The following is a 17324-nucleotide window of genomic DNA, read 5'->3' as shown; positions in this document are numbered from 1 at the left end:
TGGTGGCGTTGGTGGCGGGTGGGGTGTTGGTGGTGGCGTCTGCTGAGGAGCGGGCGGATGTGGGGTTGTTGGCGGGGTTGGTGCGGGGGTGTGGGGTGCGGGTGGCGACGTTGCCGCCGTCGTTGTTGTCGGTGTTGGAGCCGGCGGATCTGGTGGGGTTGCGGACGTTGGTGACGGCGGGTGAGCGGTTGGATGGTGGGTTGGCTGGGGTGTGGGGTGAGTGGTTCCGGTTGGTGAATGCGTATGGGCCGACTGAGGCGACGGTGTGTGCGAGTGCTGCCGTGCTGGAGGGTGGGTCGGGTGGGTGGGGTGGTGTGGGGGGTGTGCCGCCGATTGGGTGGCCGGTGGACAATGTGCGGTTGTATGTGCTGGATGAGCGGTTGGTGCCGGTTGCGGTGGGTGTGGTGGGGGAGTTGTTCATTGGTGGTGTGGGGGTGGGTCGGGGGTATGGGGGTCGTGCGGGGTTGACGGGTGAGCGGTTTGTGGCGGATCCGTTCGTGGGTGGGGGTCGGCGGATGTATCGGTCGGGGGACCGGGTGCGTCGGTTGGCGGATGGTCAGGTGGAGTTTTTGGGGCGTGTGGATGGTCAGGTGAAGGTGCGTGGGTATCGGGTCGAGTTGGGTGAGGTCGAGTCGGTGCTGGGGGGTTGTCCTGGGGTGCGGGCGGTGGTGGTGAGGGCGTTCGGTGCGGAGGCGGATCGTCGTCTGGCCGCGTATCTGGTTCCGGACGACCCGGCGGAGGGCATCCCCACCCCCACCGAACTGCGCGCCTTCGCCAGCCGGCAGCTGCCCGACCACATGATCCCCGCGTCCTTCACGGAACTCGCGGAACTGCCCCTCACCACCAACGGAAAGATCGACCGAGCCGCCCTTCCGGCCCCCGACACCGCCCGCGGGCACCTCACGGGCCACGTCCCGCCGTCGAACCCGGCTGAGGAACTGCTGGCCGGGATCTGGACCCAGGTGCTCGGCGTGGACCGTGTCGGCGCCACCGACGACTTCTTCGAACTCGGCGGCCACTCCCTGCTGGCCACCCAGGTGGTCTCCCGGGTCCGTGAGGTCTTCGGAGCCGAGATACCCCTCGCCGCCCTGTTCGACCACCCGACAGTGCAGGCCCTCGCCGCCCTGGTCGGGACGGCGGCGACACAGACCCCCGTACCACCGATCGAGGCCGTCGGCAGGGACGAGCGACTGCCGCTGTCCTTCGCGCAACAACGCCTGTGGTTCCTCGACCAGATGGAACCGGGATCCGCGGAGTACAACGTCCCCGCCCTGGTGGCGTGGCCCGGCTCACTCGACGTGGCGGCGCTGGGCTCGGCGCTCAGCGTACTCGTCACACGACACGAGGTCCTGCGCACCAGGCTGGTCGCGGACTCCGACGGTGTCCCGCACCAGGTGATCGACCCGTCAGCGCCCTTCCCGCTCTCCGTGGTCGACGTCTCCGGGAACACCGAACCCCACCTCGCCGCGCAGCAACTCATGATCGCCGACGCCGCCACCCCGTTCGATCTGGCGCGCGATCCCCTGATCCGCGCCACCCTCATCCGGCTCGGGACCGACGAGCACGTACTGGCGCTGGCCATGCACCACGTCGTCTCCGACGAGTGGTCGGGACAGATCCTGCGGCGCGAACTGTCGGCGCTGTACGAGGCGTTCCGCGACGGTGGACCGGACCCGCTGCCGCCGCTGCCGGTCCAGTACGCCGACTTCGCGGTCTGGCAACGGCAGTGGCTGGACGGAGACGTCCTCGACCGGCAACTGTCCTACTGGCGTGAGCAACTGGCCGACGCGCCGGTGCTGGACCTGCCCACGGACCGCCCCCGCCCGGCCGTCCGGTCCTCCGTCGGCGCCGTCCGACGGTTCACCGTTCCCGCGCGGACGGCACAAGCACTGCGGGCGTTGTCGCGGGTCAGCGGCTCCTCGATGTTCATGACGCTGCTCACCGCGTTCGACATCCTGCTGGGTCGGTACACGGGGTCCGAGGACATCGTGGTCGGCACACCGGTGGCCAACCGGAACCGGGCCGAGACCGAGAACCTGATCGGGTTCTTCGTCAACACGCTCGTCATGCGAACCGACCTGTCCGGAGACCCCACCTTCACGGAACTCCTCGCCCGGGTAAGGGAGACGGCCCTCGGCGCGTACGCACACCAGGACCTCCCCTTTGAGTACCTGGTCGACGAACTCGTCGCGGAACGGGACCGGTCACGGACACCGCTGTTCCAAGTGCTGTTCAGCTACGCCGCCGAGGACACGGGCAGTTCGGCCGACGCCTCGTCGGCCGACGACGAGGACACCACCACACCGGCGGTGCTGCCCGTGAAGTTCGACCTGGCCGTGACACTCAGCGACGCCGGCGAGGCCCTCACGGGAACGATCGAGTACAGCACGGCGCTGTTCGACGCGGGGACCGTGGAGCGGTTGTCGGGTCATCTGGTGCGGCTGCTGGAGGCGGTGGCGGACGACGCGGGACAGCGGGTGGGTGAGCTGCCTGTGCTGTCCAGTGACGAGCGTGAGCGGGTCGTGCGGGAGTGGAACGGGGTGCCGGTTCCGCTTCCGCCGGTGGGTGGGGTGCATGAGCTGATCGCCGGATGGGCTGCCGAGACTCCGGATGCGGTGGCCGTGGTGTCCGGTGGTCGGGTCCTGACTTATGCCGGTCTGCTGGCCCGGGCGAGTCGGCTGGCGTATGTGCTGCGCGGTCGGGGTGTCGGGGCGGAGTCGGTGGTGGGTCTGTGTCTGCCGCGTGGTGTCGATCTGGTGGTGGCGGTGCTGGGGGTGTGGCTGGCGGGTGGTGCGTATCTGCCGTTGGATCCCGAATATCCGGCGGAGCGGCTGGAGTTCATGGTCACGGACAGCGGGGCGCAGGTCGTACTTCGTGAGGGTGATCTCGCCCTGGCGGGGGATCTGCCGTCGACGGCTCCCGAAATCTTCGTAACACCTGGCCAGTTGGCGTATGTGATCTATACGTCGGGTTCGACGGGGCGGCCGAAGGGCGTGCAGGTCTCCCATGGCAGTGTCGTCGGCATGGTGACCGCGTTGGGCCCGGAGCTGGGTGCGGAGCCGGGTGTGCGGGTGTTGCAGTTCGCTTCGTTCAGTTTCGACGCGGCGGTGCTGGATCTTGCTGTGACCCTGGTCCGTGGCGGCACGCTCGTCGTGGCGACGGCGCAGGAGCGGGCGGAGCCGGAGGCGCTGACCGCGATGATCGGCGCGCAGGGCGTCGGGGCGGCGAGCGTCGTGCCGTCCCTGCTCACTGTGCTGGACCCGCACCAGGTATCCGGAATCGAAACCCTTCTGCTGGGTGCGGAGCGGCTGACCGAGCAGGTCGCGCGGGCCTGGGCGCCGGGCCGGCGGCTGGTGAACACCTATGGGCCGACCGAAGCGACGGTCATGGTCACCGCGGGGCGGGTAGGCGGTTCGGTAAATGTGCCGCCGATCGGTGCGCCGGTCGCCAATGCGCGGGTTCATGTACTCGATGCATCCTTGCGTCCCGTGCCCATCGGTGTGGCGGGTGAGGTGTTCATAGCGGGTCCGCAGGTGGCCCGTGGCTATGCCGGGCGCCCTGCCCTGACCGCGGAACGCTTCCTCCCCGACCCCTTGGCCGCTGACGGTTCGCGTATGTACCGCTCGGGTGACCGTGCCCGCTGGCTGCCCGACGGACAACTGGACTTCGTGGGCCGCGTCGACCAGCAGGTCAAGGTCCGCGGCTTCCGCATCGAACCCGGCGAGATCGAAGCCGTGCTGGCGGATCACCCGCGTGTGCGGTCGGCCGTCGTGCTCCCCTTCGGAGACGAGGAGGACCGCCGACTGGTGGCCTACCTGGTCCCCGAGGACGTGGTGGAAGGCGTCCCGCCGGTCACGGAACTCCGCGCCCACACTGCTGCCCACCTGCCCGCCTTCATGATCCCGTCCGTCTTCACCGAACTCGCCGCCCTGCCTCTGACTCCGAACGGCAAGCTCGACCGGGCCGCGCTCCCCGCTCCTGACGGTGAGCGTGCCGGGTCGGCGGGTGTGTACGTGGCGCCGCGTAGTGAGGCTGAGCGGGTGCTGGCCGGGGTGTGGGCGCAGGTGCTCGGGTTGGAGCGGGTGGGTGTCGAGGACAACTTCTTCGACGTCGGCGGTGATTCCATCATCAGCATCCGGGTCGTGGCGCGTGCTCGCGAACTCGGGGTGCACGTCACCGTGGCCCAGCTCTTCGACCACCAGACGGTGGCGGCATTGGCGTCGGTGGCGACGAGTGAAAGCACCGTCGATGCCGAACAGGGCCTGGTCGTGGGGGACTTCCCGCTGACGCCCGTGCAGAGGGCGTTCCTGGACGCGGGCCAGCCGGAGCCCTCGCACTTCAACCAGGCGATGGTCCTCGACGTCTCCGATGAGGTCGATCCTGAGCTGCTGCGGATCGCCCTGCGCGCCCTGGTCGAGCAGCACGACGCGCTGCGCTCTCGCTTCCTGCGCGAGGAGGGCCGGTGGGTCGGCCGCGTGGTGGCTGCCGAGCCCGCCGACCTGCTCACGACGGTCGACGCGGCCGGGGCTGACGAGGCGTTCCTCGACGCCCGTGCCACGCAGGTGCAGGCGGGTCTCGACCTGGGTGAGGGACCCCTGCTGCGTGCGGCGCTCTTCGAGCGTGGTGAGCAGGGCCGGCTGCTGCTCGTCGCCGTCCATCACCTGGTCGTGGACGCGGTGTCCTGGCCGGTCCTGCTGGAGGACCTGACGTCGGCGTATGAGCTGGCGGCCGGGGGTAACTCGGTTGTCCTGCCCGCCAAGACGACGTCCTTCATGCGGTGGGCGGAGCGGCTGACGGAACTCGCCGGCACCCCGGAACTGGCCGAGGAGGCCGCGTACTGGCGGCGGACGGAGGAGGCCGCCACCCCCCTACCACGTGAGCTGAGCGGTGCGAACACGGCGGGGCTCGCGCGCCGGGTGAGCGTGGCCCTCGGCACGGAGCACACGGAGCGGTTGCTGCGGGAGGTGCCGCAGGCGTTCCGCACGCAGATCAACGACGTGCTGCTGAGCGCACTCGGCGTGGTGCTCACCGATTGGTGCGATGCCCCGTCCGTGCTGGTGGACGTGGAGGGCCACGGCCGCGAGGACGTGGGCGCCGACGTCGACGTGTCACGGACCGTGGGCTGGTTCACCAGTGTGTATCCGGTGGCCCTGTCGGGTCCGGCGGACGGTGATTTGGGCGCCCTGCTGCGGCGGACCAAGGAGTACCTGCGGGCGGTGCCCCGCAAGGGCCTCGGGTACGGCCTCCTGCGCCACCTGACCGACTGGACCCCCGCGCCCGGCCCCGGTGCGCAGGTCAGCTTCAACTACCTCGGCCAAGCCGGCGGACGGGCAACAGCCGGCCCCGAACACGTCCCGGAGCACGACGAGTCAAGCCGTGCCTTCAGGCAATTGCCTGGCGTACTCGGAGAGCTGGAGGCACCTCACCACGAGCGGTCGTACCTCATCGACGTCAACTGCCTCATCGCTGACGGCGGTTTGCAGATGGTGTGGACGTACGGGGTTGAGGTGCACGAGGAAGCGACGGTACGGCGGCTTGCCGAGCGCTATATCGAGGTCCTGACCGAGCTGATCGCGTACTGCTGCCGTCCGGACGTCGGCGGGCACACCCCGTCGGACTTCCCGCTGGCCCACCTCGACCAGCGCGGCCTCGACCGCATCGAGCGACAGCTGCCGACCTCAGTGGAGGACATCTATCCGCTGACCGCCCTGCAACAGGGCATGCTCTTCCACACCCGGCTGGCCGACGAGGCCGGTATGTACTGGGTCCAGAACGGGCTTCTCTTCGAGGGAGACCTGGATCTCGACGCGTTCAGGCAGGCGTGGGAACTGGTGTTCTCGCGGCACGAGGTGCTGCGCACCACGGTCGTGTGGGACGGGCTCCCCGATCCGCTGGCGGTGGTCTCCCGGTCCGTGACCCTGCCCCTGCGGATTCTGGACCTCTCGCACCTGCCGGAGGACGAACGGCACCGGACCCATGACGAATTCCTGGCAGAGGACTGGGCGCGAGGGGCCGACTTCTCCCAGCCGACGCTGGTCCGGCTGACCCTCGTCCGGTTCGCCGACGCCCGCCACCAGCTGGTGTGGAGCCTCCATCACCTGCTGCTGGACGGGTGGAGTGTGCCCATCGTCCTCAGCGAGGTGCTGGAGGCGTACCACGCCTTCCGGGAAGGCGCCGAACCACGGCCGGTGGCACGGGCGCCCTTCCGGGACTTCGCCGCCTGGGTGGCCGGCCAGGACCTGGACGAGGCCCGGGCGTACTGGCGCGAGCGTCTGGCGGGCTTCACCGAGGTCACCGCACTGGACGTGCGGAGCGTCGGGGGCGAGCCGGGTCAGGAGGAAGTCCATCTCGCACTCCCGGACTCGGTGGCGGGGGCCGGTCTGGCGGAGTTCGCCCGTCGCCACCGGCTCACGGTCAACACGGTGGTGCAGGGTGCCTGGGCCCTGGTGCTGTCCTTGTACGCGGGCTCTGACGACGTGGTCTTCGGCGTCACGTCCTCCGGGCGGGGCGGTCAGATCGACGGTATGGACGACATGGTCGGACTCCTCATCAACACCACCCCGGTCCGCATCCACGTCGACCGGGAACGGTCCGTCGTCGACTGGCTGACCGGCCTCCAGGATGAGCAGGTCCGAGCCCGTCAGTACGAGCACACACCGCTGGTGACGATCAGTGAGAGCAGCGAACTGCCCCCTGGGCAGTCCCTCTTCGACACGCTCTTCGTCTTCGAGAACTACCCCGTCCGAGAGCTTGAGGAAGGACAGGAGGACTCCGCCCGGAGTGGTCTGCACACCGGCTTCAACCACGTGCGTGAGCAGGGCAGTTACGGACTCAGCGTGGCCGCGAGTCACGGCCGCGAACTCGCGCTGCGCCTGACGTACGACCGGGCGCGGTTCGATGCCGACACGGTGCGGCGGTTGGGCGGGCATCTGGTCACCGTCTTGGAGGCGGTGGCGGAGGACGCGGCGCAGCGGCGGGTGGGGGAGCTACCCGTGCTGTCCGCTGACGAGCGTGCGCAGGTGGTGCGGGAGTGGAACGGTGCTTCGGCCGTATTCCCGTCGGTCGGCGGGGCGCATGAACTGATCGCCGGGTGGGCTACCGATACTCCGGACGCGGTGGCTGTGGTGTCCGGTGGCCGGGCCTTGACCTATGCCGGGTTGCTCCACCGGGCCAGTCGGCTGGCGCATGAGCTGCGTGATCGGGGTGTCGGGGCCGAGTCGGTGGTGGGGCTGTGCCTGCCGCGTGGTGTCGACATGGTGGTGGCGGTGCTGGGGGTGTGGCTGGCGGGTGGTGCGTATCTGCCGCTGGATCCCGAATACCCTGCGGAGCGGCTGGAGTTCATGGTCACGGACAGCGGGGCGCAGGTCGTACTCCGCGAAGACGATCTCACGCAGGACGGGAACTGGCCGTCGACGGCGCCGGACATCGCTGTATCGCCAGATCAGTTGGCGTATGTGATCTATACGTCGGGTTCGACGGGGCGGCCGAAGGGCGTGCAGGTCTCCCACGGCAGTGTCGTCGGCATGGTGACCGCGCTGGGCCCGGAGCTGGGTGCGGAGCCGGGTGTGCGGGTGTTGCAGTTCGCTTCGTTCAGTTTCGACGCGGCGGTGCTGGATGTCGCCGTGACCCTCGCCCAGGGCGGGACCTTGGTGATCGCCACATCCGCCGAGCGCGGAGAGCCGGAGACGCTGACCGCCATGGTCCGCGCGGAAGGCGTCAACGCGGCGAGCGTCGTGCCGTCCCTGCTGGGCGTGCTGGATCCGCAGCAGGTGCCCGGTGTCGAAACCCTTCTGCTGGGTGCGGAGCGGCTGACCGAGCAGGTGGCGCGGGCCTGGGCGCCGGGCCGGCGGCTGGTGAACACCTACGGCCCGACCGAGGCGACGGTCATGGTCACCGCGGGCCAGGTCGACGGCCGGGGCCTGCCTCCCATCGGCTCCCCGGTCGCCAACGCCCGCCTGTACGTCCTGGACGCATCGCTCGATCCCGTCCCTGTGGGTGTGGCGGGTGAGGTGTTCATCGCGGGGCCGCAGGTGGCCCGTGGCTATGCCGGCCGCCCGGCCCTGACCGCGGAACGCTTCCTCCCCGATCCGTTCGCCTCCGATGGTTCGCGTATGTACCGCTCGGGTGACCGTGCCCGCTGGCTGCCCGACGGACGGCTGGACTTCGTGGGCCGCGTCGACCAGCAGGTCAAGGTCCGTGGCTTCCGTATCGAACCTGGTGAGATCGAAGCCGTCCTCACCGCACATGCCCAGGTCCGTACCGCCGTCGTGCACCCCTTCGGCGACGAGGACGACCGCCGACTGGTGGCCTACCTCGTCCCCGAGGACCCGACCACAGGCATCCCGCCCGTCACCGACCTGCGCGCCCACGCGGCTTCCCACCTGCCCGCCTTCATGATCCCGTCCGTCTTCACCGAACTCGCCGCCCTGCCCCTCACCCCCAACGGCAAGCTCGACCGTGCCGCCCTCCCGGCCCCCGACGGCGCGGGCAGCGGGGCGGAGGAGTTCGTTCCCCCGGTCGGCCCCACGGAGGAACTGCTCGCGGACCTCTGGACCCGCGTCCTGGGCGTGGCGCGCGTCGGTGCGACCGATGGCTTCTTCGAGCTGGGCGGGCATTCGCTGCTGGCCACGCAGGTGATGTCCGGCATCCGAGAGGTGTTCGGCGTCGAGCTGCCGCTCGCCGCCCTCTTCGACAAGCCGACAGTCCGGGCCCTGGCGGCCGAGGTGGGGAGTTCTTCGCGCGGGGCGGTGCCACCGGTGACGGTGGTGGACCGAGACCGGGACCGGCCGTTGCCGTTGTCGTTCGCGCAGCAGCGGCTGTGGTTCCTGCACCAGCTGGATCCCAGGTCGACCGAGTACAACGTCGTACTGCCCGTCCGGCTGGACGGCGTGCCGGACGTGGCGGCCCTGGGTGCCGCCCTGGACGCCGTGGTGGCCCGGCACGAGGTGCTGCGCACACGGCTGCCGGCGGATGCGGACGGCGTGGCCCGGCAGGTCGTTGAGGAGCCTCGGCCGCTCCTACTGCCGGTGGTGGACGTGTCCGGCAGCGACGATCCGCTCGGGGAAGCGGGGCGCATGGTCGCCCAGGACATGACGGAGCCGTTCGACCTCGCTGCCGGGCCCCTGTTGCGGGCGACGCTGATCCGGCTGGGCATCGGGGAGAACGTGCTGGTGCTGGCCATGCACCACGTCGTGTCCGACGAGTGGTCGGCGCGGATCCTCCACCAGGAGATCGAGACGCTGTACGAGGCGTTCCGCGTCGGCCGGCCGGATCCGCTGCCGCCGCTGCCCGTGCAGTACGCGGACTTCGCGGTCTGGCAACGTCAGTGGCTGAGCGGTGCCGTGCTCGACGGACAACTGGACTACTGGCGTCATCAGTTGAGCGATCTGCCCGAGTTGTCGTTGCCGATTGACCGGTCCCGGCCGCCGATCCGCTCCTCGGTGGGGGCGACGGCCCGGTTCACCGTCCCTGCGGAGACCGCGGAGGCGCTGCGGGTGCTGTCGCGGGAGAGCGGCACGACGATGTTCATGACGCTCCTCGCTGCCTTCGACGTGCTGCTGGCCCGTTACTGCGATGCCGACGACATCGCCGTCGGCACGGCGGTGGCGAACCGGAACCGTGCCGAGACGGAGGGCCTGATCGGGTTCTTCGTCAACACGCTGGTCCTGCGGACGGACCTGTCGGGTGCCCCGACCTTCACCGAACTCCTCGGCCGGGTCCGGCAGACGGCGCTGGACGCGTACGAGCACCAGGACCTGCCGTTCGAGCAGCTGGTCGAGGAACTCGTCACCGACCGGGACCGTTCCCGTACGGCCCTGTTCCAGGTGTACTTCAACTACCTCCGGGACGGCGCCGGTTCAGCGGCGACGGCGGCGGCCACAACCACGGCCACGGCTACGGAGCCCGGAGGGCCCGAGGAGGCGAGCGGCCCCGGTGCCTCGATGTCCCGGGACCTCGCCCTGTCCGACCTCGCGCTGTCCTTCAGGGACACCGGAGAAGGTGTTCTGACCGGCGAGTTGGAGTACAGCACCGCCCTGTTCGACGCGGCGACCGTGGAGCGGATGGCAGGTCACCTCGTCGCAGTCCTGCACGGCGTCCTGAACCCGGAGCGCCGGATCGACGAACTGGACCTCCTCTCGCAGGCCGAGCACGCGGCCCTGCGGGCCCTCGCCACCGGCCCGGAACCGGACGCGGACGGAGACCCGGTCCACGGGCTCGTCGAGGACTGGGCGCGGCGCACGCCCGACGCGGTCGCCGTCGTCGCAGACGGCCGGCATCTCACGTACGGACACCTCAACGCCAGGGCCAATCAGCTCTCCCGCCGGCTCATCGCACGGGGGGTCGGACCCGAGGACATCGTCGGCGTGTGCCTCGACCGCGGCCCGGACACGATCGTGGCGCTGCTCGGAATCCTCAAGGCCGGCGCGGCCTACCTTCCCCTCGACACCGACCACCCCGCCCGGCGGATCGCGCACATGATCGAGTCGTCCGGCGCGTCACTGCTGGTCACCCGGACCGCGACGGCCGAGCGTCTGACACAGGTGTCCGTCCCGAGCCTCACCCTCGACACCGATGGCCCCGCGATCGCCACCTACGCCACCGACAACCCCGGCACCCAGGTGTCGCCGCACCACCTGGCGTACGTCATCTTCACCTCGGGCTCCACCGGCCAGCCCAAGGGCGTACTGGTCCCGCACCGATCATGGAGCCTGGAACTGCGGGAGATGGGCCGCCAGTACGGACTGTCCCCGGCCGATGTCACAGTGCAGATCGCGTCCTTCATGTTCGACGCCGCCCAGGAACAGCTCTTCGCCACCCTGACGCACGGCGGACGGCTCGTACTGCGCGGCGAGCAGCAGTGGCCGGCGGAGCGGACCCTGCGCGAGCTGCGCGCCCAGGCCGCCACCTCGGTCGACATCACCCCCGCGCTCTGGGAGATGCTTGTCCCCCACCTGACCGCCCCGGACGCCCTCGGACCGGACCTCCGGCTGCTGATCATGGGTGGCGAAGCGCTCTCCCCGAGGACCCTCGCCCAGTGGTTCACGTACACACAGGTACCCGTCCACAACGCCTACGGCCCCACCGAGGCCACCATCACCTGCGTCGCCGGCCTCCTGAGCAGCGCCGTGGCGACCGTACCGATCGGACGGCCGATCGCCGGCATCCAGGCCCACGTGCTCGACGCGTCCATACGACCCGTACCGATCGGTGTCGCGGGTGAACTCTTCATCGGCGGCACGGGCGTGGCCCGCGGCTACCTCGGCCACGCGGCGCTGACGTCCGAACGGTTCCTCGCCGACCCCTTCGCCGCCGACGGCTCACGGATGTACCGCACGGGCGACCGGGTACGCCGACTGCCCAGCGGCGAGCTGGAGTTCCTCGGCCGGGCCGACACCCAGGTCAAGATCCGTGGCGTGCGGATCGAGCCCGGGGAGATCGAGGCCGCCCTGACCGCCCACGCGGGCATCCGGTCCGCCGTCGTGACCGCCCACGGCGAGGGCACCGACCGCAGGCTCGTGGCTCACCTCGTCCCGGCAGACCCCACCGAGGGCATCCCGCCGACCCCGCAGCTGCGGGACCATCTGCGGCACACCCTGCCCGAGTTCATGATCCCCGCCCTCTTCACGGAGCTGGCGGAACTGCCCCTCACCCGCAACGGCAAGACCGACCGCTCCGCCCTTCCGCAACCCGACCCCGGCCAGTGGGAGACCTACGGACACGTCCCCCTCTTGGGCGCGGCCGAGGAACTGCTCGCGGGCATCTGGACCCAGGTCCTCGGCACCGAACGCGTCGGAGCCGACGACGACTTCTTCGCCATCGGCGGCCACTCCCTGCTCGCCACCCAGGTCATCTCCCGCGTCCGCGAGGTGTTCGGCGCCGAGGTGCCGCTGTCGGCTCTCTTCGACCACCCGACCGTACGAGGACTGGCCGCGGCGATCGACGGATCGGACACCACATCCACGGCCCCACCGATGACCCCGGCCGACCGTGCCGAGCCTCTGCCGCTGTCCTACGCCCAGCAGCGCCTGTGGTTCCTCGACCGACTGGACCCCGGCTCGACCGCCCACGTCCTGCCGTCCCCGCTGCCCTGGCGGGGAGACCTCGACGTCCAAGCCCTGGGCGCGGCACTCAGCGGACTCACGGCCCGGCACGAGGTCCTGCGGACCCGGCTCGTGGCGGACGCGGACGGCGTGGCGCACCAGATCGTCGACCCGCCCTCCGCGTTTTCGCTGCCCGTCGTGGACCTGTCCGACGCGACCGACCCCATGGCACTCGCCCACGCCCTGGTCACCGCCGACGCCACCACCCCCTTCGACCTCACAGGCGGCCCTCTCGTACGGGCCGCACTCATCCGCCTGGCCCCGGACGACCATGTCCTGGCGCTCACGCTGCACCACGTCGTCACCGACGAGTGGTCGGAACGCATCCTGCGGCGCGAACTGCCGGCGCTCTACGACGCCTTCCGCGCCGGCCGGCCGGACCCGCTCCCACCGCTGACCGTGCAGTACGCCGACTTCGCGGTCTGGCAGCGGCGCTGGCTGGACGGCGAGGTGCTGGAGGGACAACTGGGCTACTGGCGCGGCCAACTGGCCGGGCTCTCTCCCACGGACCTGCCGAGCGACCGTCCCCGACCGGCAGTCCGCACCTCGCAGGGAGCCGTGCTGCCGTTCACCGTCACCGAGGAAGTGGCTCAGGCCCTGCGCTCGCTCTCCCACGAGAGCGGCACCACCATGTTCATGACCCTGCTGGCAGCGGTGAGCGTGCTGCTGGGGCGCTACACGGGCTCCGCGGACGTGGCCGTGGGCACGCCCGTGGCGAACCGCAACCGGGCCGAGACGGAGGACCTGATCGGGTTCTTCGTCAACACGCTGGTGATGCGCACGGACCTCTCCGGCGAACCGACCTTCACCGAACTCCTCGCCCGGGTACGACACACGGCCCTGGACGCGTACGCCCACCAGGACCTGCCGTTCGAGCACCTGGTGGACGACCTCGTGGTGGAACGGGCCCGCTCCCGAACCCCGCTCTTCCAGGTCCTCTTCAGCTACGACAACGACAGCGCCGCCCCCGCCCCAGGCGACGCGCCCCGCGACAGCTCCCGCGCGGTCCAGTTCGACCTGTCACTGCGGGTCGGCGACCGTGAGGGCGGGGGGCTGGCGGGCCAGATCGAGTACAGCACGGCCCTGTTCGACGCGGGGACCATGGAGCGGTTGTCCGGTCACCTGGTGCGCTTGCTGGAGGCAGTGGCGGAGGACGCGGGGCGGCGGGTGGGTGAGCTGCCTGTGCTGTCCGGTGACGAGCGTGAGCGGGTCGTGCGGGAGTGGAACGGGGTGCCGGTTCCGCTTCCGTCGGTGGGTGGGGTGCATGAGCTGATCGTCGCCCGCGCGACCGAGACTCCGGATGCGGTGGCAGCGGTGTCCGGCGGCCGGGTACTGACCTATGCCGGGCTGCTCCACCGGGCCAGTCGGTTGGCGCATGAGCTGCGGGGGCGGGGTGTCGGGGCGGAGTCGGTCGTCGGGCTGTGTCTGCCGCGTGGTGTCGACATGGTCGTGGCCGTGCTGGGGGTGTGGCTGGCGGGTGGTGCGTATCTGCCCCTGGATCCCGAATACCCGGCGGAGCGGCTGGAGTTCATGGTCGCCGACAGCGGGGCGCAGGTCGTACTCCGAGAGGGCGATTTGGCCCGCACCGCTCACCTGCCGTCCAGGAGTCTCGAAGTCTCCGTCGGTCAGGCCCAGTTGGCCTACGTGATCTACACGTCGGGGTCGACGGGTCGCCCCAAGGGCGTGCAGGTCTCCCACGGCAGCGTTCTCGGCATGGTGACCGCGTTGGGCCCGGAGCTGGGTGCGGAGCCGGGTGTGCGGGTGTTGCAGTTCGCTTCGTTCAGTTTCGACGCGGCGGTGCTGGATGTCGCCGTGACGTTGGCCCGTGGCGGCACGCTCGTCGTGGCGACGGCGCAGGAGCGGGCGGAGCCGGAGGCGCTGACCGCCATGGTCCGGGCGGAAGGCGTCAGCGCGACCAGCGTGGTGCCTTCTCTGCTGGGCGTGCTGGATCCGCAGCAGGTGCCCGGTGTCGAAACGCTGTTGCTGGGTGCGGAGCGGCTGACCGAGCAGGTGGCGCGGGCCTGGGCGCCGGGCCGGCGTCTGGTGAACACCTACGGCCCCACCGAGTCCACCGTCATGGTCACCGCGGGCCAGGTCGACGGCCACGGACTGCCTCCCATCGGCTCCCCGGTCGCCAACGCCCGCCTGTATGTGCTCGACGAGCGGCTGGAACCGGTCCCTGTGGGTGTGGCGGGTGAGGTGTTCATCGCGGGGCCGCAGGTGGCCCGTGGCTATGCCGGCCGCCCGGCTCTGACCGCGGAACGCTTCCTCCCCGATCCGTTCGCCTCCGATGGTTCGCGTATGTACCGCTCCGGTGACCGTGCCCGCTGGCTCCCCGACGGACAGCTGGACTTCGTGGGCCGCGTCGACCAGCAGGTCAAGGTCCGCGGCTTCCGCATCGAACCCGGCGAGATCGAAGCCGTGCTGGCGGATCATCCGCGTGTGCGGTCGGCCGTCGTGCTCCCCTTCGGAGACGAGGAGGACCGCCGACTGGTGGCCTACCTGGTCCCCGAGGACGTGGTGGAAGGCGTCCCGCCGGTCACGGAACTCCGCGCCCACGCTGCTGCCCACCTGCCCGCCTTCATGATCCCGTCCGTCTTCACCGAACTCGCCACCCTGCCCCTGACCCCGAACGGCAAGCTCGACCGGGCCGCGCTGCCGGACCCGGAGGGGGATCGGCAACTGGACGGGTACGTGGCTCCGTCGGGAGCGACCGAGGAACTGGTGGCCGGCATATGGGCGCAGCTCCTCGGGCTGGACCAGGTCGGCGCCATGGACAACTTCTTCGAACTGGGCGGGCATTCCCTGCTCGCCACCCAGGTGATGTCCCGTGTGCGCGAGGTGTTCGGGGTGGACCTCCCGCTAGCGACGATGTTCGACAGTCCGACGGTTTCCGGGCTCTCCGCCGCCCTGGACGCTTCGGCGCCGGGGGCACGGGAACCGCAGTGGACCGTGGTCAGCAGGGACCAGCCACTGCCCTTGTCGTTCGCACAGCAGCGGCTGTGGTTCTTGGACCAGTTGGAGCCCGGCTCCACCGAGTACAACCTGCCCCTGTACTTGCCGTGGGACGGTGATCTCGACGTCGAGGTACTCACGGCGGCGCTCAGCGCTGTGGTCGCGCGGCATGAGGTGCTGCGGACCCGTCTGGTCGCCGGCGCCGACGGGGTGGCGCACCAGGTGGTCGACCCGCCCTCCGCGTTCCCGCTGCCGGTGGTGGACGTGTCCGAGAGCGTCGATCCGGTGGAAGAGGGGGAGCGACTGGCCCTTCAGGACGGCAGGGCGCCGTTCGACCTGGCGGCAGGCCCACTGATTAGGGCCATGCTGATTCGGCTGGGCGAAGGACAGCACCTGTTGGCACTGCTCACTCACCACGTGGTCTCCGACGAGTGGTCGTCGCGGATCCTCAGGCGCGAACTGTCGGCACTGTACGAGGCGTTCCGTGCGGGGGAGGGGAACCCGTTGCCGCCGCTGCCGGTGCAGTACGCCGACTTCGCGGTCTGGCAACGGCAGTGGCTGGAAGGCGAGGTCTTCGACGACCAACTGTCCTACTGGCGTACCCAGCTGGCTGACGTACCCACGTTGGAGCTGCCCACCGACCGGCCGCGCCCGCCGGTGCGGTCAGCCGAGGGCTCGATGGCGCCGTTCACCGTCTCGGCCGACACGACGGAGGCGCTGCGAGCGCTGTCGCGGGCGAACGGGACGACGATGTTCATGACGCTGCTGGCCGCACTGAACGTGCTGCTGGGGCGCTGTGCGGGATCGGATGACGTCGTCGTCGGCACCCCGGTGGCGAACCGGAACCGGGCCGAGACGGAGGACCTGATCGGGTTCTTCGTGAACACGTTGGTCATGCGGACGGATCTGTCCGGCGATCCGACCTTCACCGAACTTCTCGGCCGTGTGCGTGAAACGGCGCTCGGCGCGTACGCGCACCAGGACCTGCCTTTCGAGCAGTTGGTGGACGAGCTGGTCGTCGAGCGCGACCGCTCGCGCACCCCGCTCTTCCAGGTCTTCTTCAGCTACGGCACCGAAGGCGGCCAGGGCACGACCGAGGCCGCCGACAACGCGGACTCCTCGCCCGCGCAGATCGCCGTGGCCTTCGACCTGTGGGTCATGCTGGAGGAATCGGACGACGGGACGTTGAAGGCGGGGATTCAGTACAGCAGTGCGTTGTTCGATGCGGTGACGGTGGAGCGGTTGGCCGGTCATCTGGTGACGGTGTTGGAGGCGGTGGCGGGGGACGCGGGCCGGCGTGTGGGTGAGTTGCCGGTGTTGTCGTCGGGTGAGTGGGATCAGGTGGTGCGCGGCTGGAACGCCACGGCTGCTGTGGTGCCGTCGGTGGGCGGGGTGCGGGAGCTGGTCGCCAGGCGGGCGGTGGAAGCTGCGGATGCGGTGGCGGTCGTCTCGGGTGATGTGGTGGTGACGTATGGCGGGTTGATGGCACGGGCGAACCGGCTTGCGCACTATCTGCGCTCGGTGGGTGTGGGTGCGGAGTCGGTGGTGGGGTTGTGTGTGGAGCGCGGTGTGGACATGGTGGTGGCGGTGCTGGCGGTGTGGCAGGCCGGTGGCGCGTATCTGCCGTTGGATTCGGAGTTCCCTGTGGAGCGGCTGGAGTTCATGCTGGCGGACAGTGGTTGCTCGGTGCTGGTGGGGCACCGTTCGGTGGCAGGTTGCTTGCCTGTGCGGACGGCGGTGTGGCTGGACGACGCCGACACGGGTGTGGCCATCGCCGAGTTGCCGTCTTCGGCTCCGGATGTTCCGGTGCGTGCGGATGGGCTGGCGTATGTGCTGTATACGTCCGGTTCGACGGGTCGGCCGAAGGGGGTGCTGGTCGGGCAGCGGAACTTGGTCGGTTTCCTGACCGCGATGCGGGAGCGGCCGGGTCTGAGCGCTGATGACGTTCTGCTGGCGGTGACGACCCTGGGCTTCGACATCTCGGGGTTGGAGGTGTGGTTGCCGCTGGTGCAGGGGGCTCGGGTCGTTGTCACGTCGCGCGATGCAGTGGCTGATCCCGGTCTGCTGGAAAGCGAACTGGCCCGGTCTGGTGCTTCGGTGGTGCAGGCGACTCCGTCGTTGTGGCAGATGCTGCTGGGCGACGGCTGGCCGGGTATCGAGGGCTTGCGGGTGCTGTCCGGTGGTGAGGCACTGCCGCCCCGGCTGGCCGGGGCTCTGCTGGACAGCGGCGCTGAGGTGTGGAACATGTACGGTCCGACGGAGACGACG

The 17324-nt window shown here is 70.2% G+C and carries 1 protein-coding gene; it reads left to right on the top strand.

Annotated features, from left to right (window positions below; translation table 11 throughout):
- Nucleotides 1–2: 2 nt before the first annotated feature.
- The coding region (locus MB828_RS38630; protein ID WP_343236233.1) for a non-ribosomal peptide synthase/polyketide synthase at nucleotides 3–17324 on the top strand (17322 nt) is incomplete at its 3' end.

The organism is Streptomyces arenae (assembly GCF_022343545.1).
In the GTDB taxonomy this organism is placed as follows: domain Bacteria; phylum Actinomycetota; class Actinomycetes; order Streptomycetales; family Streptomycetaceae; genus Streptomyces; species Streptomyces humi.
Note: the sequence above shows the minus strand (reverse complement) of the source record. Positions and strands in the feature narration are given on the sequence as shown.